The sequence below is a fragment of the Mycobacterium sp. E3198 genome, assembly GCF_001667015.1.
GTDB lineage: Bacteria > Actinomycetota > Actinomycetes > Mycobacteriales > Mycobacteriaceae > Mycobacterium.
Genome location: NZ_LZIS01000015.1, coordinates 26,190 through 47,090 on the forward strand (window position 1 = coordinate 26,190; position 20,901 = coordinate 47,090).

General features: G+C 69.8%; 19 protein-coding genes, 1 tRNA gene and 1 other RNA gene. 13 read left to right on the forward strand and 8 right to left on the reverse strand.

The genetic code is table 11. From position 1 onward, the window contains the following. The first annotated feature begins 63 nt into the window (after positions 1 to 63). Positions 64 to 1,398: an FAD-binding oxidoreductase gene (locus A5673_RS02600; RefSeq protein ID WP_197518274.1), complete on the forward strand. Its 1,335-nt coding sequence runs from the start codon at positions 64 to 66 to the stop codon at positions 1,396 to 1,398. Then, on the forward strand, positions 1,395 to 2,705 hold the full coding sequence (locus A5673_RS02605) for a class I SAM-dependent methyltransferase (protein WP_197518275.1): 1,311 nt from the start codon (positions 1,395 to 1,397) through the stop codon (positions 2,703 to 2,705). The genes A5673_RS02600 and A5673_RS02605 overlap by 4 nt, the downstream gene beginning before the upstream one ends. Positions 2,706 to 2,756: 51 nt before the next feature. Here A5673_RS02605 and A5673_RS02610 read toward each other — a convergent pair whose 3' ends face one another. From A5673_RS02610 to ffs, 3 genes are all read right to left on the reverse strand, one after another. Next, positions 2,757 to 4,535, reverse strand: coding sequence for a DNA polymerase III subunits gamma/tau (locus A5673_RS02610; RefSeq protein ID WP_068226946.1), 1,779 nt, complete (start codon positions 4,533 to 4,535; stop codon positions 2,757 to 2,759). Between the two features lie 109 nt (positions 4,536 to 4,644). Further along, positions 4,645 to 5,937 (reverse strand): aminotransferase, encoded by a 1,293-nt coding sequence (locus tag A5673_RS02615; RefSeq protein ID WP_156747786.1) that lies wholly within the window; start codon positions 5,935 to 5,937, stop codon positions 4,645 to 4,647. Positions 5,938 to 6,002: 65 nt separating this feature from the next. Further along, positions 6,003 to 6,099, reverse strand: an RNA gene (ffs, locus tag A5673_RS02620) — signal recognition particle sRNA small type. A 66-nt stretch (positions 6,100 to 6,165) separates the two neighbouring features. Between ffs and A5673_RS02625 the strand changes: the two genes are divergently transcribed. Continuing rightward, positions 6,166 to 6,254, forward strand: a tRNA-Ser gene (locus tag A5673_RS02625). Between the two features lie 113 nt (positions 6,255 to 6,367). Further along, positions 6,368 to 7,141 carry a hypothetical protein gene (locus tag A5673_RS02630; RefSeq protein ID WP_068226948.1) on the forward strand — a complete coding sequence of 258 codons (774 nt, stop codon included), beginning with the start codon at positions 6,368 to 6,370 and terminating at the stop codon, positions 7,139 to 7,141. Positions 7,142 to 7,165: 24 nt separating this feature from the next. On the opposite strand, the gene A5673_RS02635 is transcribed toward A5673_RS02630, so the two are convergent. After that, entirely contained in the window at positions 7,166 to 7,906 is a 741-nt protein-coding gene (locus A5673_RS02635; protein WP_231970815.1) for an enoyl-CoA hydratase/isomerase family protein, read from the reverse strand. 2 nt (positions 7,907 to 7,908) lie between these two features. Then, the gene (locus tag A5673_RS02640) at positions 7,909 to 8,277 is read right to left on the reverse strand and encodes a hypothetical protein (protein ID WP_068226950.1); all 369 of its coding nucleotides are present in this window, start codon (positions 8,275 to 8,277) and stop codon (positions 7,909 to 7,911) included. A 136-nt stretch (positions 8,278 to 8,413) separates the two neighbouring features. On the opposite strand from A5673_RS02640, the gene A5673_RS02645 reads away from it, so the two are divergent. The 3 genes from A5673_RS02645 (at position 8,414) to A5673_RS02655 (ending at position 12,068) form a co-directional block, all read left to right on the forward strand. Further along, complete coding sequence (locus A5673_RS02645; RefSeq protein ID WP_068226951.1) at positions 8,414 to 8,896, forward strand: lipoprotein LpqH; 483 nt, start codon at positions 8,414 to 8,416, stop codon at positions 8,894 to 8,896. Positions 8,897 to 8,991: 95 nt separating this feature from the next. Continuing rightward, on the forward strand, positions 8,992 to 10,725 hold the full coding sequence (locus tag A5673_RS02650; protein ID WP_068226952.1) for a hypothetical protein: 1,734 nt from the start codon (positions 8,992 to 8,994) through the stop codon (positions 10,723 to 10,725). Continuing rightward, on the forward strand, positions 10,722 to 12,068 hold the full coding sequence (locus A5673_RS02655; protein WP_068226992.1) for a CHAT domain-containing protein: 1,347 nt from the start codon (positions 10,722 to 10,724) through the stop codon (positions 12,066 to 12,068). The genes A5673_RS02650 and A5673_RS02655 overlap by 4 nt, the downstream gene beginning before the upstream one ends. Before the next feature lie 3 nt (positions 12,069 to 12,071). On the opposite strand, the gene A5673_RS02660 is transcribed toward A5673_RS02655, so the two are convergent. Next, complete coding sequence (locus tag A5673_RS02660) at positions 12,072 to 12,416, reverse strand: hypothetical protein (RefSeq protein WP_068226953.1); 345 nt, start codon at positions 12,414 to 12,416, stop codon at positions 12,072 to 12,074. A 44-nt stretch (positions 12,417 to 12,460) separates the two neighbouring features. Here A5673_RS02660 and A5673_RS02665 point away from each other — a divergent pair, with 44 nt between their 5' ends. The 4 genes from A5673_RS02665 to A5673_RS02680 all read left to right on the forward strand — a co-directional run bounded on the left by A5673_RS02665 (position 12,461) and on the right by A5673_RS02680 (position 18,334). Continuing rightward, complete coding sequence (locus tag A5673_RS02665) at positions 12,461 to 13,780, forward strand: hypothetical protein (protein WP_068226954.1); 1,320 nt, start codon at positions 12,461 to 12,463, stop codon at positions 13,778 to 13,780. Next, a complete protein-coding gene (locus A5673_RS02670; RefSeq protein ID WP_068226955.1) occupies positions 13,777 to 14,934 on the forward strand; it encodes a hypothetical protein in 1,158 nt (385 codons plus the stop codon). Before A5673_RS02665 ends, A5673_RS02670 begins: the two co-directional genes overlap by 4 nt. Before the next feature lie 41 nt (positions 14,935 to 14,975). Beyond that, positions 14,976 to 16,031: a dihydrodipicolinate reductase gene (locus tag A5673_RS02675; protein WP_068226956.1), complete on the forward strand. Its 1,056-nt coding sequence runs from the start codon at positions 14,976 to 14,978 to the stop codon at positions 16,029 to 16,031. Positions 16,032 to 16,198: 167 nt separating this feature from the next. Next, the gene (locus A5673_RS02680) at positions 16,199 to 18,334 is read left to right on the forward strand and encodes a PPE family protein (RefSeq protein ID WP_068226957.1); all 2,136 of its coding nucleotides are present in this window, start codon (positions 16,199 to 16,201) and stop codon (positions 18,332 to 18,334) included. A 3-nt stretch (positions 18,335 to 18,337) separates the two neighbouring features. Here A5673_RS02680 and A5673_RS02685 read toward each other — a convergent pair whose 3' ends face one another. Further along, positions 18,338 to 19,645 (reverse strand): serine hydrolase domain-containing protein, encoded by a 1,308-nt coding sequence (locus tag A5673_RS02685; RefSeq protein ID WP_068226993.1) that lies wholly within the window; start codon positions 19,643 to 19,645, stop codon positions 18,338 to 18,340. 43 nt (positions 19,646 to 19,688) lie between these two features. Then, positions 19,689 to 19,841: a hypothetical protein gene (locus tag A5673_RS02690; protein WP_197518276.1), complete on the reverse strand. Its 153-nt coding sequence runs from the start codon at positions 19,839 to 19,841 to the stop codon at positions 19,689 to 19,691. A gap of 69 nt (positions 19,842 to 19,910) precedes the next feature. On the opposite strand from A5673_RS02690, the gene A5673_RS02695 reads away from it, so the two are divergent. Further along, complete coding sequence (locus tag A5673_RS02695; protein ID WP_068226959.1) at positions 19,911 to 20,084, forward strand: CsbD family protein; 174 nt, start codon at positions 19,911 to 19,913, stop codon at positions 20,082 to 20,084. A gap of 114 nt (positions 20,085 to 20,198) precedes the next feature. Beyond that, positions 20,199 to 20,900: a cutinase family protein gene (locus A5673_RS02700; protein WP_068226960.1), complete on the forward strand. Its 702-nt coding sequence runs from the start codon at positions 20,199 to 20,201 to the stop codon at positions 20,898 to 20,900. Position 20,901: the final 1 nt, after the last annotated feature.

The following is a 20,901-nucleotide window of genomic DNA, read 5'->3' on the forward strand; positions in this document are numbered from 1 at the left end:
GTATATGTGGTGCCTGTCCCTGGATCTGCACTCTCGGCTCACGCGGCGGGCGTCGACCGGTTGATGGCGAGTTATCGATCCATCCCCGCGACGTCCGCCGTCCGGCTCGCCAAGCCCACCTCAAATCTGTTCCGCGCCCGCGCCAAACGCGATGCGCGCGGCCTGGACACCTCCGGTTTGACCGGCGTTCTCTCGGTCGATCCCGACGCTCGCACCGCCGACGTGGCCGGCATGTGCACCTACGAGGACCTGGTGGCCGCGACGCTGCCGTACGGCCTTTCGCCACTGGTGGTTCCGCAGCTGAAGACCATCACCCTCGGCGGTGCGGTCAGCGGCTTGGGCATCGAGTCGGCGTCCTTTCGCAACGGCCTGCCCCACGAATCGGTGCTGGAGATGGACATCCTCACCGGCGCCGGTGAATTGGTGACCGCTTCGCGCACCCAACACCCCGACCTGTTTCGCGCCTTTCCCAATTCCTATGGCACCCTGGGGTATTCGACGAGGCTGCGGATCGAGCTGGAGCCCGTCGCGCCGTTTGTGGCGCTGCGGCACATCCGATTCCGCTCGCTGCCCGACATGGTCGCGGCCATGGAACGCATCATCGACACCGGCGGGCAGGGCGGCACGCCGGTGGACTACCTGGACGGTGTGGTCTTCAGCCCCGGCGAAAGCTACCTGTGCGTGGGCCGCCGGACCGCCACCCCGGGCCCGGTCAGCGACTACACCGGGAAAAGCATTTACTACCAATCGATTCGGCACGACTCGGTTGGCGCGGAGGCCACCAAGGACGACCGGCTGACCATTCACGACTACCTGTGGCGCTGGGACACCGACTGGTTCTGGTGCTCCCGCGCGTTCGGCGCCCAGAACCCGCGGGTGCGGCGCTGGTGGCCCCGCCGGTACCGGCGCAGCAGCTTCTACTGGAAGCTCGTCGCCCTGGACCAGCGTTTCGGCATCGCCGATCGCATCGAGAAGCGCAATGGCCGCCCGCCGCGCGAGCGGGTGGTGCAGGACGTCGAGGTGCCGGTCGAACGGACCTGCGAGTTTTTGGAGTGGTTCGCCGCCAACGTGCCGATCACGCCGATCTGGCTGTGCCCGCTGCGGCTGCGCGATCACGACGGCTGGCCGCTGTATCCGATCCGCCCGGACCACACCTACGTCAACATCGGGTTCTGGTCGTCGGTGCCGGCCGGCGCGACCGAAGGCGCCACCAATCGGGCGATCGAGGCAAAGGTCAGCGAGCTGGACGGGCACAAGTCGCTGTACTCCGATTCCTTTTACACCCGCGAGGAGTTTGACGAGCTCTACGGCGGGGAGGCTTACAAGACGGTCAAGAAAACCTACGACCCGGATTCGCGTCTCTTGGACCTGTACGCAAAGGCGGTGCAACGGCGATGACGACCACCCGAGAACCCCACCACACCACCACCGGGAAGCTCAGCATGGCGGAGATCCTGGAGCTGTTCGCCGCGACCGGACGGCACCCGCTGAAGTTCACCGCGTACGACGGCAGCACCGCCGGCAGCGAGGACGCGGAGCTGGGCCTGGACCTGTGCTCGCCGCGCGGGGCCACCTATCTGGCCACCGCCCCCGGCGAGCTCGGGCTGGCCCGCGCCTACGTGTCGGGTGACCTGCAGACCTACGGCGTGCATCCCGGCGACCCGTACCCGTTGCTCAAGACGCTGACCGACCGGGTCAACTTCAAGCGGCCGTCGGCGCGGACGCTGGCCAACGTCGTCCGCTCCATGGGCGTCGAGCACCTGCTGCCCGTCGCCCCGCCGCCGGAGGAGGCGCCGCCGCGGTGGCGCCGGGTCGCGGCCGGGGTCATGCACAGCAAGACCCGGGACGCCGAGGCCATCCACCACCACTACGACGTCTCCAACACCTTCTACGAGTGGGTGCTGGGTCCGTCGATGACCTACACCTGCGCGGTCTACCCCCACGCCGACGCCACGCTGGAAGAGGCGCAGGAAAACAAGTACCGGCTGATCTTCGACAAGCTGCGCCTGCAGCCGGGCGACCGGCTGCTCGACGTCGGCTGCGGCTGGGGCGGCATGGTGCGCTACGCAGCGCGGCACGGTGTCCACGCGATCGGCGCCACGCTGTCGGCCGAGCAGGCGAAATGGGCGCAACAGGCGATCGAGGACGACGGTCTCGCCGGCCTCGCCGAGGTGCGCCACTCCGACTATCGCGACGTCGAGGAGGCGGAGTTCGACGCCGTCTCCTCGATCGGCCTGACCGAGCACATCGGCGTCAAGAATTACCCCGCCTACTTCGGTTTCCTGAAGTCCAAGCTGCGCAGCGGCGGCCTGCTGCTCAATCACTGCATCACCCGCCACGACAACAAATCGACCTCGTTCGCCGGCGGGTTCACCGACCGCTACGTCTTCCCGGACGGCGAGCTCACCGGCTCGGGCCGCATTGTCACCGAGGCGCAAGACGCCGGCTTGGAGGTGCTGCACGAGGAGAACTTCCGGCATCACTACGCGATGACGCTGCGGGACTGGTGCCGCAACCTGGTCACGCACTGGGACGCGGCGGTCGAGGAGGTCGGGCTGGCGACGGCCAAGGTGTGGGGCCTGTACATGGCGGCGTCCCGGGTGGCCTTCGAGCAGAACAACCTTCAGCTGCATCACGTGCTGGCGGCCAATGTCGCGGCGCGCGGCGACGACGCCCTGCCGCTGCGGCCGTGGTGGACGCCCTAGCCTGATGGCGGCGACCCGTTGCGCCCGGCTACGCCGCGCTTACGGTCGCCACTAGCCCCCGTCGATCCGGCGGGCGCCCAGCTCGTTCTGCAGTAGCTCCAGCGCGACCTCCTCGGGGTCGCGGCGCGGCGCCGACGACTCGCTGCGGCCGGCCTCGGCGAGCAGGTGCTCCTCTTCGTCGCGCCGAGCCGAATCCGCCTCGGGGGGCTCGTCCACGGGCGCTTCCGGACGGGCGGGCGTCGGGGTGCTCGCGGCCGGCTCGCCCGCGCCGACCTCGCAGCGCACCCGCCAGCTCACCCCCAGCGCGTCTTTGAGCGCTTCGGCGATGACGTCGGCGTTGCGCTGCTCGGACAGCCGCTTGGCCAGCGGGGCCGACGCGTGCGTCAACACCAGCGTGTTGTCCTCCACCGCCCGGACCGTGGCGCCCGCCAGCATCACCTCGGTGGTGCGGCTGCGCTGGCGCACCTTGTCGCGCACCGTCGGCCACATCGATCGCAGCGCGGCCGCGTTGAGTTCGCCTGGGGCAGCGGGTGATTCGGACTCAGGCGGCGGCGGAGCCGGCTCAGGTGGCGCGGCCGGTGTCGGCGCCGGCTCGGGTTTCGGTTCGGGTCTGGCAACGGCCGTTCGCTTCGGCGGCGGGCTCGGCTCGACGGGCACCTCCGAGGCGGGCAGGGACACGCCCAGCCGGGTCTCGATCCGCTCGACGCGCTGCAGAAGCGCCGACTCGGCGTCGCTGGCCGACGGCAACAGCAGCCGCGCGCACACCACCTCGAGCAGCAGGCGCGGCGCCGTCGCACCGCGCATCTCCCCCAGCCCGGCCTGCACCACCTCGGCGTACCGGGTCAGGGTCGCCGGGCCGATCCGCGCCGCCTGCTCGCGCATCCGGTCCAGCACGTCCTCGGGCGCGTCCACCACGCCGCGGCTGACGGCATCCGGAACCGATTGCAGCACCAGGAGATCCCGGAACCGTTCCAGCAGATCGGTGGCGAAGCGCCGCGGGTCGTGGCCGGCGTCGATCACCGATTCGACCGCGCCGAACAGCGCGGCGGCGTCCGAGGCGGCGAGGGCGTCCACGGCGTCGTCGATCAGCGCGACGTCGGTGGCCCCCAGCAGCCCCAGCGCGCGCTGGTAGGTCACGTGGTTGCCCTCGGCGCCGGCCAGCAGCTGATCCAGGACCGAGAGCGTGTCGCGCGGCGAACCCCCGCCGGCCCGGATCACCAGCGGGTACACCGCGTCGTCGACGACGACGTCCTCCTGCTCGCAGATCCGCCCGATCAGCGCCCGCATGGTCTTGGGCGGCAGCAGCCGGAACGGGTAGTGGTGGGTGCGCGACCGGATCGTCGGCAACACCTTCTCCGGTTCGGTGGTGGCGAAGATGAAGATGAGATGCTCGGGCGGCTCTTCGACGATCTTGAGCAAAGCGTTGAACCCCGCGGTGGTCACCATGTGCGCCTCGTCGACGATGAACACCCGGTAGCGCGACTGCGCGGGCGCGTAGAAGGCGCGGTCCCGCAGCTCGCGCGTGTCGTCCACGCCGCCGTGGCTGGCGGCGTCGAGCTCCACCACGTCGATGCTGCCCGGCGCGTTGGGCGCCAGCGCCGTGCAGGACTCGCAGACGCCGCACGGGTTGGCCGTCGGCCCCTGCGCGCAGTTCAGCGACCGGGCCAGGATGCGCGCCGACGACGTCTTGCCGCAGCCGCGCGGCCCGGAAAACAGGTAGGCGTGGTTGATCCGGCCGGCCTCCAGGGCGATCGACAGCGGCTCGGTGACGTGCTCCTGCCCCACCACCTCGGCGAAGGTTGCCGGTCGATATTTGCGGTAGAGGGCCACGGTCAGCAGGCTACCGGCGCGGGCTGACTGGAGCCCGGCGGGCGTCGAGTGTGCATCGCCGGCTTTTGAGTGTGCAGCTGCGGTCGACGCGCCCGGCGTGTCGTCGCCGTCAGCTCACACTCGACGGGGAGGTCACCAGCAGCGACTCCGACGCCGCCAGCAGCGCGCACGTCGCCAGCCCGTCGACCGCGTCGCGCAGGTCCGGCAGCGACGGGAAGGTGGGCGCGATCCGGATGTTCTTGTCGTCCGGGTCTTTCCGATACGGGAACGACGCACCCGCCTCGGTCACCGCGATGCCCGCGTCCTTGGCCAGGGCGACGGTCCGCCGCGCGGTGCCGGGCAGCACGTCGAGGCTGATGAAGTAGCCACCCTGGGGTTCGGTCCACGACGCGATCTTGGAGTCGCCCAGCCGCTCGGCCAGAATCTCGAGCGCCAACGCGAACTTCGGCGCCAGGATCTGCTGGTGACGGTGCATCTGCAGCCGCACCCCGTCGGCGTCGCCGAAGAAGCGCAGGTGCCGCAGCTGGTTCACCTTGTCCGGGCCGATCGACTTCTTCCCCGCGTATTGCAGGTACCAGGCGATGTTGCCCAGCGACCCGCCCAGGAAGCTGACCCCGGCGCCGGCGAAGGTGATCTTCGAGGTGGACGCGAACACGTAGGGGCGGTTGGGGTTGCCGGCCGTGGCCGCCAGCCCGAGCACGTCGACCTGGCGGATGAAGTCGTGCGTCAGGGTGTGCACCGCGTAGGCGTTGTCCCAGAACAGCCGGAAGTCCGGCGCCGCCGTCCGCATCTGCACGAGCCGGCGCACCGCCTCCCAGGAGTAGGTGATGCCGGTGGGGTTGCCGAACACCGGTACGGCCCACATGCCCTTGATCGCGGGATCGACGGCGACCAGTTCCTCGATGAGGTCGACGTCCGGGCCGTCCTGCAGCATCGGGACCGCGATCATCTCGATGCCCATCGTCTCGGTGATGGCGAAGTGGCGGTCGTAGCCGGGGACCGGGCACAGGAACTTGACGGCCGGCTCGTCCTTCCAGGGCCGCGGCGAGTCCACGCCGCCGTACAACATCGAGAAGGCCACGAGATCGTGCATCAGCTCCAGGCTCGAGTTGTTGCCGGCGATCAGGTTTTGCACCGGGATCCCGAGCAGCTCCCCGAAGATGGCCCGCAGCTCCGGCAGGCCGTGCAGGCCGCCGTAGTTGCGGGTGTCGGTGCCCTCGGAGTCGCGGAAATCGTCGCCGGGGAGGCTCAGCAGCTGGTTGGACAGGTCGAGCTGCTCGGGCGAGGGCTTGCCGCGGGTCAGGTCCAAAGCCAGCTTCTTGGCTTGCAGCTCCGCATAATCCTGCTGGTTGCGCACGTGCACCGCGGTCAGCTCGTCGGGGCTGAGCGAATCGAACGACACCATGGACCCTTTCGCTGTCGAGGCGGTGGTTTCGGGGTGAGGTGTTGGACATGCCGTGGGCCCCGACATAGGGGACCCCGCGCACCCGACAGAGCCCATTGACCCTTGCTGCCTTCCGGCCCTGGGGGAGTTCACAGGATAGACGCCGCGCGGGGTCCTTCGGCGAGTCTAGTACCTGGCCGGAAGTGCTTGGCGGCGGCCGTGACGCACTCGGTTACCATGGCCCACGGAGGATTCGCCTAGTGGCCTATGGCGCTCGCCTGGAACGCGGGTTGGGTTAATAGCCCTCGCGGGTTCAAATCCCGCATCCTCCGCCACCGGTCGCGCTCGATGGGGCGCGTCCACGCACGGGGGTTGTTTGGAATCGCTTTGACCGGCCTTTAGGCTGGCTTACCGGCCGACAAGGCTGACCGGCAGCATGAGGAGGCGTATGGGGCGCAAGGTCGCCATACCGTGGCACGCGCTCTTTTCGATCGCTGCCGGCTTCCTCTACTTCTTTTTCGTGCTGCCCCGCTGGCCTGAGCTGATGGGCGACATCACGCATTCGGTGGGGACGACGCTGCGGATCGTGACGGGCGCGCTGATCGCCCTGGCCGCGCTGCCGGTGGTGTTCACCCAGTTGCGGACCCGCAAGCCGGAGTTGGGCACCCCGCAGCTGGCGCTGACCATCAGGCTGTGGTCGATCGTGGCCCACGTGCTGGCCGGCGCGCTGATCATCGGCACCGCGATCAGCGAGATCTGGCTCAGCCTCGACGCCGCCGGGCGCTGGCTGTTCGGCATTTACGGCGCCGCGGCCGCGATCGGCGTGCTCGGCGTCTTCGCGTTTTATCTGTCGTTCGTCGCCGAGCTGCCGCCGCCACCGCCGAAGCCGATCAAGCCGAAGAAGGAAAAGCGCAAGAAGCGGCGGCTCCGCGGCAAGAAGGGCGACGAGACCGACGAGGTGACGGAAGAAGTCACCGGGGAGGGCGCCGAGCCCGAGGCCGAGGAGACCGAAGAGGCCCCGGACACCGAGGCGACCGAAGAAGCCGACGCGCCGGAGCAGGCCGAAGAGCCGGTCGAAACGGCCGAAGCCGCCGAGGAAGCACCGGCGGCGCAGGAAACCGACGAGGCCAAGAGTGGGTTGCAGAACCGCCGCCCGACCGGCAAGGGTTCCCACCGGATGCGGCGCCGGCGCACCCGCGGCGGCGTCGCGGTCGACGAATAGACGAATAGATCGCGGCCCGCGACGTCAGCGGCGCTTGAGGCTGTCCACGTAGGCGGCGATGCGCCGCTGCGTCTGGTCGGCGCCCCACACATGGCGAACCTCGCTGTCGACGAGGGCGCCCTCGCGCATCCGCGCCAGGGCGGGGGCCCGTAGCTGCACTTTGGTATGGCGATAGGCGTCGGCCGGGATGGCGCCGAGGTCGGCGGCCTCCGCCACGGCCGCCCCGACGAGGTCGTCGGCCACGATCCGGTGGGCGAGCCCGTGGGCCACAGCGTCGTCACCCCGATAGACGCGGCCACCCAGCAGCACGTCCTCGGCGCGGTCCCCGCACGCGTAGCGCATCACCTCGAGCGCGGCCACCGGAAACGGCACCCCGACGCGGACCTCGGAGGCCCCGATCTGCGCCTCGGGGCCGATCAGCCTGCGGTCGCAGGCGCACGCCAGCACGCAGCCGCCCGCGATGGCGGCGCCGTTGATGGCGGCCACCGTCGGGCCGGGGTAGCAGAACATCGCCTCGAACGCCTCGGACAGGGCGGGGATCAGCCGGTCGGTGTAGTCGGCGCCGCCGCCGACCACGCGGTTGAGGTCGACCCCGGCGCTGAACGCGCGGCCGGCGCCGGTGACGACGAGCGCTCCGGCGCCGGAGCGCTGCAGCTCGCCCAGCGCGTCCGTCAGCTCCTTGAGCAGCTCGACATCTTGGGCGTTGACGCGCCCGGAGGACAGGGTCAGTACCTGGACCGCGCCGGCGGCTTCGATCTCGATCACGATCAGACGATAACGACGGGGATGTCGGTGTTCTCATCGGTGTGGTAGCTCGCGCACACCCGGTGGTAGCCATCGGCGATCTGCAGCGGGACGCCCGTCGTGAAGTCGCCGCGCACCAGCAGGATCGGGGACAACGCCTGCCCCTTCTTGATCTTGGCGAGGTCGGCGGCGACATGCGGGTTGTCGTCCGGTAGCAGCCGCAGCCTCGCCGCCCGCAGAATGTCCTTGGCCTTCTGGTGGCTGACGATTCCGGCCTTCAGCTTTTCGGCCAACTGATCGGCGGTCCCCGGCTCCGCGAGCAAGGCGAGGTAGTCGGCCGCCGCCGGGAAGTCATGCGCCTCAGGCTTTTCCAGCCATTTCACGCTCGCCATCGCGCGTCTCCCTTCATCGGGCGTGTCGGGCAGCCTACCGGGCCGGGCCGGAAATTGGGATCGGTAGCGGCCCGGCACGTCTGTACTGGCGGCCATGGCGGCGCCAATGGGGCGGCGCATGAAGGAAGGAAAACCAGTGAATCGTCTCATCGCGGGAGCGATCGGAACCCTCGGCGTCGCGTCGGCGCTGGTGGGCTGCTCGAGCGGGGGCCACACGGCCGGCCCCGCGTCGAGCGCGGCGCCCAGCGCCGCCCCCGCCGGCACCAACGCGCAGGTCAAGGTGGGCGGCACCGACCTGGCCGGCCTGAACCCGTCGTCGGTGACCTGTGTGCGGACCGGCGGCAAGATCGACATCGGCAGCGGCAACGCCGGCACCCAGCAGGCGCTGGCCGTGGTGATGACCGACGAGGCCACCCCCAAGGTCGAGTCGCTGGCCCTGTTCGTCGACGGCAGCGCCCTGTCCGTCAGCAACGGGATGGGCGCCAAGGTCGGTTCGGCCAACGTGGCGGTGGACGGCAAGACCTACACCATCACCGGTCAGGCGCAGGGTGCCGACATGAAGAACCCGATGGCCGGAATGATCACCAAGGACTTCAACATCAAGGTGACCTGCGGTTGATCGACCGAACTCCGGGGCGGCGGGCGTGCCCTCACTCACACGTCCGCCGCTCCGGAACCTCGCCACGCCCGCGGCGGCGGACTTATGATGCAGCCGTGTCGATCCCCGCCGAATTGGCGAACGCCCGCCGGTTGGCGTACGCCGCCGACGAGACGCGCGCGCGGGATCTGCTGTTGTCGCTGGTGCCGCAGATCGAGCGCGAAGATCGTGACGATTTGATGCTGGAAGTCCTTGCGCAGCTTGGCGAGATCTACCTGGCGCGCGGGACTAACGACGGGGTGCGCGAGTCGATTCGGCGCATCCGCGACTGCCTGGCCGTCTATTCGGGGATCGCCGGAACGATGCCGGACGCCGCGGCGCGGGTGAGCATGTCCGACGCCGAGGTGGCGCACCTCATCTGCCGGTACTCACGGCGGGCGCTGTTTTTGGAGGCGGGCCTGGCCGCGGCCGTCGGCGACCATGAGGGCGCCGCGTCGGCGCTGAGCGCGTTGAGCGACACCGGCTCCGACGTCGACGACCTGGCCGACGAGCACACCTACCTGCGCGCCCACGCGCAAGTCTTGTGCGCCACGGCGCTCTGCGACGACGACCTGCATGTGCAATCGGTCCCGTTGTGGGAAGAGGCGCTTGCCGGCGTGGACCGCCTCCGGGACGGCAGCGAGTTGGCCGATCACCTCCTGATCGCCGCCGGCACCGCATACGGCAGATTCTGCGTCGAAACCGGCAGGCTGACCGAGGCCGAGCCCTGGCTGCGTCGCGCGGGGGCCAGGGCCGAGGCGCGCGGATGGGAATTGGCAAGCGCCAGAACGAAGCTAGAGCGTGCCGCGGCCAGCTGGTCGGTCGGCGACCACGCGACGACCGAGCAGCTGGCCTCCGAGGCCCAGCCCGTCATCGCCCGATACGCCCGCGCGCACGACGCCGCGCGTTGCTGGCTGTATATGGGGTTCACCCGGCTGGGATCCGGCGCGCTGGAAGCCGCCGACCAGTGCTGGGAGCAGGCCGAGCGGCACTGGCGTGAACTGGGGAAGCCCTTGCATTTGCACCGTATCCTGTTGCAGCGCAGCTGGATTGCCATCTTCTGGAGCCGGTTTGCCGACGCGGTCGAGCTGATCGCCCAGGCGCGGGAGCTGCTCGACTCCTCGCCGCGCAGCAGTTGGCTGCAGTACGCCCAGCTGGACAGCCATCTCGGCACGGTGTGGCGCGCGGATGCGCTGGCCGACCTCGGTTTCGACAGCTCGGGCGACCCGGACGAGACGCTGGAGGAAACCGAGGCGCGCCAGGCCGAGGGTCTCGGCATCCTCAAGGGTGAGATCGGTACCCCGGAATACTGGCGCGGGATGAGCAAGCTGGAACAGGCCGCGGAGCTCAAGGTGCCCGCCGCGCTCGCGGTCGACTCGGTGCGGTATTCGATCGCCGACGCCGACGCGAGGGCGCGCTGGGCCGCCAGCATTTCGGCGCCCATCCTGGCCGGCGCCTTCGCCGTCGCGTGGGAGTGGGAAAACACCCAACTGATCAGCGAGCTGGTCGAATACCACAGCGCGCGCGGCACTTTCGATACGGATCTAGAGCGGCCGAAGATCGGCGAATGGGCGTCGACGGCCACCGCGACCGTCGTCCTCGGCACCGAGACCGACGAGGACGTGGCGCTGGCGGCGGCCGGCACGGCGGCGACGCGCCCCGGCGGCTCGCTGACGCGGCTCGGCCCGTTGCCGCCGTTGCAGATGCAGCCCGACAGCCCGCCGATCATGAGCCACTATCGCGACCTGGCGCGGCGGCGCTACGGACGCGACGTCACCGCCGCCGAGCCGGCGTGGTCCACCTGGCCATGAGCGATTCGGACCGGCTGACCCTGGTACTGCGGTTCGCCGACGTCGGGATCGCCACCTACGGCAGTTTGCGGATCGTCGGGCAACCCGCGAAGACCGTCAATTGGGTGGTGGAAGAACCGATTCTGCTCGCGGCGTTGCAGGAGCTGACCGACGCCCTCCCCGAGCCACACGGCGCCGAGACCCGGTCCGATGCCATCGAGCGGGCGCTGACCAGTGGTCCGTTCGCGACGCCGGAAGCCGAACTCACGCTGGCCTACATCCTCGGGGTGCTGCTGATCGGGTCGGCGGGGTGGGAGCTGTTGCTTGCGTGCGCCGCGTCGCCGCGGGCGGTGTTGTTCGTCTCGCCCAGCGCCCGGCTGGCGCGCGTTCCCTGGGGGCTGCTGGCGGTGCCGAAATCGGGACCGAGCAAGGAAGAGCTGGTGCGCGCCCGCCAGGACGCGATCACCCGCAGCGGGCGCGTCGCGGCCCGAATCCCGTGGCAGCTGGCCGACATCGGCACCCACACCGACGGCCACCGGCTGATGGAGCTGGTCGACGTGCTGATGGCGGTGCCGCCCAACATCGTTCACTCGCCGCGGGCGCCGGCCGGCTGGGACGCCAGGCGGGGCGCCCCGCCGGTGTTGCTGCTCGACCCCCGGGTCCCGGGGCAGCGCCCCGACTCCGCGCTCGGCTCGGTGCTCGGCAGGCCGTCGCCGGAAACGCCACTGGCGCAACACTTCGGGGAGCTGATGGCACGCCGCCCCGTGCTGCCGGAGGTCAGCGCATCGGTCGAGCTGTTCCGCCGCCAGGACGCCGACCGCCTTTGGCTGGCCAAGCAGCTGGCACAGGCCCCGAGCCGGCTCGTGTACGTCGGCCACGCCAGTTCGGCGCACGGCCGGGCCGACCGGGCCGCGCTGCACCTGGCCTGCGCGGCGGGGATCCCCGGCGACGCCGAGTCGATCGGTGATCACCGCCCGCTGACCGCCTCGGACCTGATGTCGCTGCAGGTGCCGATCCCGCCGCGGGTCGCGCTGCTGGCCTGCGGATCGGGCGGCGACTACCAATTCGACGAGGCCACCGGCCTGGTGGCGGCGATGATCCTCGGCGGCGCCGAACTGGTCACCGCCACCCTGTGGTCGCTGCCCACCTCCGCGGCGTATCGGCGGTTCGCCTCGGACGACGACGCCGACCCGATGGCCGATGTCGTTGTCGCCGTGGACGACGCGCACGACGGCGCCGACGCGGGGTGCGCGGTGAATCGTTGGCAGCGTGCGCAGATGCGGCGCTGGCGCGACGGCGAGGTCACCGCCAGCCCGCTGTATTGGGGCGCCCTGGTCACGTTCGCGGTGGACGGCGCCCGCTAGCGCTCAGACCGACGCCGGCCAGGCGGCGTGCACGGCCAGCACGTCGTCCGGCAGCGAAAGCTCCTCGCGGGCAGCGGGATCGAACGCCACCAACACGACGAGCCCGGGCCGCAGCATCGACACGTCCGCATCACCCACACCGCCCGCCAGTTTCCCGATGAACGTCTCGCCCGAAACGGCGACCACCTCGACGAAAACCTGGCGTTCGTCGCCGACGTCGCGCACCGTGCCGACCCCGACGGTGGGGCCCGCGGGGACGCGGCGCCGCGTGAACGGGAACCGGTCCAGCAACATGATGAGCTTGTTCATGCCACCAGGCTGCAACCGCCGGGGGGCTACCGAACCCAACTTTTCGGCTGCCGATATTTTCCCAATGCCCCTATCCTGTCCAGATGAGCGCGGATTCGCAGATCGCGACCGACATCGCCGTGGGCCACCCACGCCGGTCGGTGATCGAGGCCGCGTGGCGGGCGATCGGCCCGGGCGTCGAGGTGCTCAGCAGCGACGACGGCGGCCCCCTGAGCCGCACCGTCAAACGCATCCTCGACCCGTTGGTGCTGCGGCTACGCGCCAACCCTCAGTACTCGGCCCCCGTCGTGGCGCCGGAAACCGCGGCCGCGATGCACGACCTGATCGTCGGCAGCGCACGCGAACTGCGTTACGCGGCAGCATGGTTCGACACGCTCAAGCTCGAGCGCCGAAGGCAGCGGATCCGCACCGGCAACGCCCAGGAGCTGTATTTCCCGGTGTGCTTCGAGCTGGCGGTGACGAAAGGCGTACCGGCGCCGCAAGATCGGGAGACCGCCGCCGCCGTGCTCACCGACCTCCACCAGGGCCGCGACCGCACCGCGATCGAGGTGCTGCGCCAATACGTGGCCGGCCCCGACGTCGTCGGCAGGCTCGCCGAGCAGCTCGACCGCAGCTGGCGTGACGTGCGGGCCACCCAGCCGGAAACCGGGGAGTTCCTGGCCGAACTCGGCACGGTGCTCGGACCCGCCACCGGCCACCGGGCCGCGACGGCCCGGCAGCGCGTCTGGTCGGCCGTGATCGCCGACGCGACCCCGTACAACCTGGGCGCGCTGGCGCGGCTGGAGGGGGCCGCGCTGCCGTGGTCGATCGTCGAACTCGGCTTGAGTTCGGCTGAGCCCCAACGCCAACCGCGGATCGCGGGCGAGTCGGACAGCGATCGTCCGCTGGACCGCAGCGTGGTGGACCGGGTACGCGCGACGCTACGGCGCGGCCTGGACCGCGACGCGCTGCCGGACATCCCGCTGCTGTGCGAGGAGGAGGTGGACCGGGCGTCGGCGCCGTGGGGGTTGTTGTCCGAGGACAAGCAGGCCACCCTGGTGGCCGGCATCGAGGTGGCCGTCGAGCTGGCGCCTTTGGACCCGTCGGTCTCCAGCCGCTACCCGCTGGCGGCGCAGATCCAGGCCCGGCTGCGCAAGGAGGCCTACGTGCTGCACGCCCGGCGCTACCTCGCCGAGGGCGGTCCGATCCATCCCCGCCAACGTCAGGTCGTCGACGACCTCGCCGCCTACGCGCAGCCGTACCTGAGCCGGCTCTGGGCGCGGCTGCACGGACGCGACGTCTGGCAGGAGCCGTGCGATGACGTCGACGAGGTGCGGTCCCTGTTGGAGGGTGTCGCGCGGTCGGTGAGCCTGGACCACCGGCAACGGATCAAGGCGATGCTGGAATTGCAGGTGGCCGGATGAGATTGGTCGCCGAGTCCGGTCTGTGGACGACCGGAGCCGCCCCCGTCGAGACGCCGCTGGCCGCGGTGCTGGAAGTCAGTGGCGCGGTGCTGTCCTGGATGATCGACGAGCCCCCGGGCGATGCCGGGACCCGAATCGCCTTCACCGATTTGTCCCGCGCCGACTGGCTTTGGCGCGTCCTCGGCGACTCCGGGCACGTCGCCCTGGTGGCGGCGGTCGACGGCGCGGCCGAGCAACCGCACGGCATCGAGCTCGCCGGCGTCGAGATCGTGCCCGGATCGCTCGCCCCGCTCCGGCGGCTGGCCGTGGGCCATTGGCTGCGGCGGTGGTGGCCCGTCAGCCGCCTGGACGGCATCGCCGGGCTCGACCGTGCGCTGCTCGACGTGGAGGTCGCGCTGCTCACCTCCGGCGCGCAGGGTTTCTTCACCGACGACACCCTGGACTCGGACGTGGAGGAGCTGCTCGCGCCGCATGCCCTCGCCCTGATCGGCCACGCGCGCGGTGGCGATCCGCGGGTCCTCGACTTGGTGCGAGCCGGCGCCGGGCTGGCCGAGGAGGTGGGCGTCGACGGCGCCGGATGGCCGCAATTGCTGGCGCTGCTGGATGATTCGGGCGCCGCACCGGACGGCGAGCTGACCCGGCCGGGCGGGCGTCGTGACGACTACGCGTTGGCCGCCGGCGCCGGAGCGGGGCCACGGGGCACGGCGCCGATCGCCCGCGGTGTCGCGTCCGTCAGCTGGAGCGCGGTGCCGCCCGGGATCTTCGACGCGGGCGAGAACACCGTCGACTGGAGCGTCGAGGTGGCCGGCGCCGAGGTGGTCGCCGTCGTGCGGGCGGCCGTGATCGGGCCCGTCCCGGCCACCGGAATCGCGGTGCACCTGCGGTCCGGTGCCATCACCGGCAGCGGCGCTCTGGACGCCGACGGCGACGCCACCCTCCCCCTGGTCGACCGCGAGCGACGGCCGGTGCCGGAATCGGCCGCCTGGGGCCACGATTGGTCGGCGACGTCGGTGATCGTCGGCGCCGAGGCGGCGGGCGGGATCGAGACGCGCGACACCCGGGACAGGGTCCGCCGGTGGGCGCGGGCGCGGCTGGACCGGCCGCCGGACGACGCCTTCCTGGCCGAGATCCTGGCCGCCGAATCCGATTACTGACCTCTCTCGCCCGGCCGGGCCCCATTCCCTATGCTGAGCGAGTGCCAAACAACTATCGCGTCGTCCAGTGGACCACCGGGAACGTCGGCAAGAGCTCGCTGCAATCGATCGCCGACAATCCCGCGCTCGAGCTGGTGGGCTGTTATGCCTGGTCAGAGTCGAAGGTCGGCCGTGACGCGGGCGAGCTGGTCGGCATTGCGCCGCTGGGCGTGGCCGCCACCAACGACGTCGACGCGCTGCTCGCCCTGAAGCCGGACTGCGTCGTCTACAACCCGATGTGGATCGACGTCGACGAGTTGGTCCGCATCCTGTCCGCGGGCGTCAACGTGGTGACGACGGCGTCCTTCATCACCGGGGCCAACCTGGGTGAGGGCCGCGACCGCATCGTCGAAGCCTGCCAGAAGGGTGGGTCGACGATGTTCGGCTCCGGCGTCAGCCCGGGCTTCGCCGAGCTGTTGGCCATCGTCTCGGCGATGGTGTGCAACAGGATCGACAAGGTCAGCGTGATCGAGGCGGCCGACACCACGTTCTACGACTCTCCGGACACCGAGAAGCCGGTGGGGTTCGGTCAGCCGATCGACCACCCGGAGCTGGCCGAGATGGCCCGGAAGGGGACCGCCATTTTCGGCGAGGCCGTGCGGCTGGTGGCCGACGCGCTCGGCGTCGAGCTCGACGAGGTGCGTTGCGTGGCCGAATTCGCCCAGACCACAGCCGATCTCGAGATGGCATCCTGGACGATCGCCGCGGGATGCGTGGCGGGCGTCTACATCAGCTGGCAGGGCATCGTCGGCGACAAGACCCTGATCGATCTGAACGTCCGGTGGCGCAAAGGGCAGACGCTCGAGCCCGATTGGAAGATCGACCAGGACGGCTGGGTCATCCAGATCGACGGGCAGCCAACGGTGAGCACCAAGGTCGGGTTCCTGCCGCCCCCCTACTTCCAGGCCGAGACGATCGCCGACTTCATGGCGCTCGGACACATCATGACGGCGCTGCCCGTCATCAACGCGATCCCGGCCGTCGTCGCCGCCCCGCCGGGCATCGTGACGTACACCGATCTGCCGCTCACGCTTCCCAAGGGCTTCGCGAAGGTGTGACGGGCTAAAGCCGGCGCAACATCTGGATTTGGTACGAACTCGCGAAAACAGCCACATTCAAACGGTCTGCTCGTATAGTCTGCTTCGTTCCGCTGCGGGGGCGGGCGCTGTGAGGTGGGCATAGCGCGCACCGACGCGGCCCCGGGCGCCCAGAAGGGACTGCGGCGATGAACTTTTCGATATTCCCACCGGAAATCAACTCCTCGCTGATGTTCGGCGGCGCAGGCTCGGGTCCGCTGCTGGCGGCGGCGTCCGCCTGGGACGGGCTCGCCGGCGAGCTGGGAGCGGCGGCCGACTCGTTCTCGTCGGTGACCTCCGACCTGGCGGGCCAGGCCTGGCAGGGTCCCGCGTCGGCGGCGATGGTGGCCGCGGCGGCTCCCTATTCGACATGGTTGAGCACGGCGGCGACCCAGGCGCAAAATGCGGCCGCGCAGGCCAACGCGGTCGCCGGTGCGTTCGAGTCGGCCCTGGCGGCCACGGTCCACCCTGTGCTGGTGGCAGCCAACCGCAGTCAGCTGGTGCAGCTTGTGCGCTCAAACCTGTTCGGCTTCAACGCCCCTGCGATCGCCGCCGCCGAGGGCCAGTACGAGCTGATGTGGGCCCAGGACGTGGCCGCGATGGTCGGGTATCACGGCGGCGCCTCGGCCGCCGCAGCGCAGCTGGCTTCGCTACCGCAATTGCTGCAGGGCCTGCCCGCCGCGGCAAGCCAGGCGGCGGCGGTCGCCATATCCGACAATCCCATGGCCGCCGCCGTCAGGTCGGCGTGCGACGGGTCGGTGTCCAAAGCGCAGATCCTGCGCCAGACCGCGGTCGCCAGGGTCGAGCGCAGCGTCGGCATACGCCCGTTCCCCGGCGCGGCCACGGCCGCGCCCTCTGTGAACCTCGGCGTCGGCAACCTCGGCAGTAACAACCTGGGCAGCGGCAACACCGGGAATACCAACCTCGGTCACGGCAACCTCGGAAACAACAACCTGGGCAGCGGCAACGTCGGCAACGCCAACCTGGGCGGTGGCAACTTCGGTAACCAGAACCTCGGCAACGGCAACACCGGCAACCTCAACCTGGGCAGCGGCAACATCGGCAACCAAAACCTCGGCTCCGGGAACACCGGCAGCGGGAACTTCGGCTCGGGCAACAACGGCGACGCCAACTACGGCAGCGGCAACCTCGGCAGCGGCAACTACGGCAGCGGCAACAACGGGAACGCCAATTATGGCTTCGGCAACTTCGGCAGCAACAACGTCGGCTTCGGCAACTCGGGCCCCGGCGGTACCGCGGGCAACGGCAACATCGGCGCAGGGAACACCGGGAACAACAACATCGGCCTCGGGCTTACCGGCAACAATGAGATCGGCATCGGGGACACCTACTTCAATACCGCCACCAATCAGTTCAACTTCGGCGGGCTGAACTCCGGCAGCGGCAACATCGGCCTGTTCAACTCGGGCAACAACAACATCGGCTTCTTCAACTCCGGCGACGGAAACTTCGGCATCGGCAACTCGGGTGTCACCGACACCGGCTTCTTCAACTCGGGTCACGTCGACACCGGCATCGGCAACTCGGGCGGCCTCGACATGGGGTTCGGCAACTCGGGCGCGAACATGTTCACCGGCAACAACCTCGGCATCGGCAACTCCGGCCAAAACAACTTCGGCGTAGGCAATGCCGGCGCCCTGAACGCCGGCATGGGGAACTCCGGCTCGGAGAACATGGGAATGTTCAACTCGGGCGTGGGCAACACCGGCAATTTCGACGCGGGGGTCGACAACACGGGCGACGGCAACGCGGGCGACTTCAATACCGGCTACGGGAATTCGGGTTTGATCAACACGGGCATCTTCAATGCGGGAATCCTCGACACCGGCGTGGGCAGCACCGCCAACATGACTGGGGTCGTTGCCAACTCGGGTTTCGGCAACACCGGCACGGACAACTCTGGCTTCTTCAACACCGGTGCGGGCGGCTTCAGCTCGGGCTTCTTCAACACGGCTGCGGGCGGCTTCACGTCGGGTGGCATGAACTCGGGCAGCGGCAACGGCGACGTGGGCTACTTCAACTCGTCGACTAGCCCCTCGATCGGTTTCATGAACTCCGGCGACGGCTTCGACGTCGGCTTCTTCAACTCCGGTCCGGGCGACTTCAACGTCGGCATCGGCAACTTCGGCAACGCCGCCTTCGACGTCGGCTTTTTCAACTCCGGCGCCACATTCAGCACGGGCCTGGCGAACATGGCTGGCGCGTTCCTGAGCTCGGGCGCCTTCCACATGGGCGCCAACCAGTCGGGCTTCTTCGGCTTCTGACGGCTAACCTTCGGCCGACGCCGCCGTCGCCGGCACGGCCTTGCGCCGGGCGGGTTTGGCGTAGGTCGCGCCCAGCCGCGGCACCTCCAGCGGGCCCTGGCGACGAGCGGCCTCGATCGCGTTGCGCAACGGGCCGGCCAGCCCCGCGAACGATCCCATGTCGAACAGCAACGGCGTCAACAACCGGTTGTGCACGAACCCGAAGGCGCTGCCGGATTCCGGATCCGCCCAGCCGAGCGTCCCGCCCAGCCCCACGTGCCCGAAACCCTTGAGCAGGCCGGGAACCGGCGACTCGTGGTAGCCCAGATGAAAAGGCATGGGCACCACCATGTTTGCGTCGGGCCACTTGCGCTGCGGCTGGCCGGTCAGGCCGCGCACCAACTCCTTGGACAAGAACTTCTTGCCGTCGATGCGGCCGTCGTTGGCCAGCACCGCGTACATCTTGGCCAACCCGCGTCCGGTCACCACGCCGTTGGCCGCCGGCACCTCGCCGTCCAAAAACCCGGTGTCCCCCTTGATGAGCGAGATGACGCCGGGGAAGTACATCGCGCCCAGCGCGCCCGAGAACGGCAGCCCGGCCAATTTCGGTGCGATGAAATTGAACACCGGGGCGCGCAGCTTTCCCTGCGGTATCAGGATTTGGGCCGCGCGGGTCGGCGCACCCTGCGGCGGGCGGCCCAGGTGCAGGCCGTCGGTATTGAGCGGACGCGCGATCTCCTGCCGGATCAGCTCTCGCATGCCTTTGCCCGTCACCGCCCTGGCCAGACCGGACAGCAGCCATCCGTAGGTCAGCGCGTGATACGCCTGCACGCCGCGCAGGTGGTCGACGGGCGCGGCGGCCAGGCGCTCCTCCATGAGGAGATGGTCCATCAGATCCGCCTTGGTGACGCCCCGCAGGTGCGACAGCCCGGACCGGTGCCGGAGGACGTCGCGGACGGTGATGTCGGCCTTGCCGTTGGCCGCGAATTCGGGCCAGTATTCGGCGACCGGATCGTCGTAGGACAGCAGGCCCCGGTCGGCCAGCCGGTGAATCACCGTCGACGCGACGCCCTTGGTGGCCGAGAACACCATCGCGCCGGTGTCGGCGGTCCAGAGCTCGGTGCCGGCGCGGTCCGACCAGCCCGTCCAGACGTCGACGACGGGCGCGCCGTCGATGTAGACGGTCAGCGCTCCACCGCCAAACCGGCGGCCGGGGAACAGCCGCGCGAAAATCCCGATGACGTTGGCGAAATGCGGGTCGGCGGCCCCGGACACGCCCCGCGGCAGGCCATCGCCGCTCACCAGCAAGTCCGATCCGCGACGCGAGGCCATCACGGAAATCAAGCTATCAGCCGGTAAATGGGCTGAACACGGGTCAATCCGGGGGGCCGTGGGCGTCTTCGCCGGGCGGTTGCCCCGGGGGCGGGGCGTTCAGCCACTTCCTGAGCCGGAAAAGCTGGTTGACCACCATCCCGATGCCCAGCAGCATCAGCGTCACGACGATCGCCACCACGATTGCGGTGCCCACGCAGTCCATGATGACAGCCTCGACGAACTGCGGTTTCAAGACCACCCACCGCCGGGTAGTCACAGCGGCATGAGTGGGACAGACAAGGCGAAGAACAAGATCGAGGATCTCGGCGGCCGGGCCAAGGAGGCCATCGGCAAGGCCACCGGCGATCGCGACACCCGGGACGAGGGCAGGGCCGATCAGGCGAAATCCAGCCTCAAGGACGCCGGCGAGAAGATCAAAGACGCCTTCAAGAAGTAAGTGACCGCTGACCAGCGGGTCGGCCGGTGACGGCCGTTGGCCCCGCTGGTCTTTCCTTGCCGATCGGCAGTCCACCCCGCAATTGGCGCCGAATAATGGGTAAAGGACCAGACAATGCGAAGGCCTACGAACATGCGCCGATACACGACATCCATGGGAGCTGCGGCGGTCGCGGCCGGCTTCGCACTGTTGGGCGCCCCCGCCCCCGCGGCGTCCGCGGACCCGTGTCCCGATGTCGAGGTGGTGTTCGCGCGCGGCTCGGGCGAGCCGCCCGGCGTCGGGGGCGTCGGAGGGTCCTTCATCGACGCGTTGCGCGGGCAGCTCGGCGGCCGATCGCTCGGGGTGTATCCGGTCAACTACCCGGCGAGCACCGATTTTTCCAACCCCGATTTCCCGGCGACCGTCATCGACGGCATCCGTGACGCCGGCGGCCACATCGAGTCGATGGCGAAAAATTGCCCGAATACCAAGGAGGTGCTGGGCGGGTATTCCCAGGGCGCCGCGGTGGCGGGTTTCACCACCTCGGCCGCCGTGCCGCCGGGCGTCCCGGCTTCCGCGGTCCCCCCGCCGATGCCACCGGAGATCGCGAACCACGTCGCGGCGGTCACGCTGTTCGGGACGCCGTCGGGTCCGTGGCTGCAGAAGTACGGCGCGCCGGTGATCACCATCGGCCCGCTGTATCAGCCCAAGACGCTCGAGTTGTGCGCGCCGGGCGACGGGATCTGCGGTGACGGCAACGACGCCTTCGCGCACGTGTCCTATCCGATGAACGGCATGACGGGCCAAGCGGCGACCTACGCGGCCAACCATTTGTAGC

Excerpts from the sequence above, each read along its gene's own strand:
- A5673_RS02670 (WP_068226955.1), top strand. The coding sequence starts at position 13,777 with ATGAGATTGGTCGCCGAGTCCGGTCTGTGGACGACCGGAGCCGCCCCC.
- A5673_RS02685 (WP_068226993.1), bottom strand. The coding sequence starts at position 19,645 with ATGGCCTCGCGTCGCGGATCGGACTTGCTGGTGAGCGGCGATGGCCTG.
- A5673_RS02680 (WP_068226957.1), top strand. The coding sequence starts at position 16,199 with ATGAACTTTTCGATATTCCCACCGGAAATCAACTCCTCGCTGATGTTC.
- A5673_RS02605 (WP_197518275.1), top strand. The coding sequence starts at position 1,395 with ATGACGACCACCCGAGAACCCCACCACACCACCACCGGGAAGCTCAGC.
- A5673_RS02700 (WP_068226960.1), top strand. The coding sequence starts at position 20,199 with ATGCGAAGGCCTACGAACATGCGCCGATACACGACATCCATGGGAGCT.
- A5673_RS02630 (WP_068226948.1), top strand. The coding sequence starts at position 6,368 with ATGGGGCGCAAGGTCGCCATACCGTGGCACGCGCTCTTTTCGATCGCT.
- A5673_RS02600 (WP_197518274.1), top strand. The coding sequence starts at position 64 with ATGGCGAGTTATCGATCCATCCCCGCGACGTCCGCCGTCCGGCTCGCC.
- A5673_RS02640 (WP_068226950.1), bottom strand. The coding sequence starts at position 8,277 with ATGGCGAGCGTGAAATGGCTGGAAAAGCCTGAGGCGCATGACTTCCCG.
- A5673_RS02655 (WP_068226992.1), top strand. The coding sequence starts at position 10,722 with ATGAGCGATTCGGACCGGCTGACCCTGGTACTGCGGTTCGCCGACGTC.
- A5673_RS02695 (WP_068226959.1), top strand. The coding sequence starts at position 19,911 with ATGAGTGGGACAGACAAGGCGAAGAACAAGATCGAGGATCTCGGCGGC.
- A5673_RS02665 (WP_068226954.1), top strand. The coding sequence starts at position 12,461 with ATGAGCGCGGATTCGCAGATCGCGACCGACATCGCCGTGGGCCACCCA.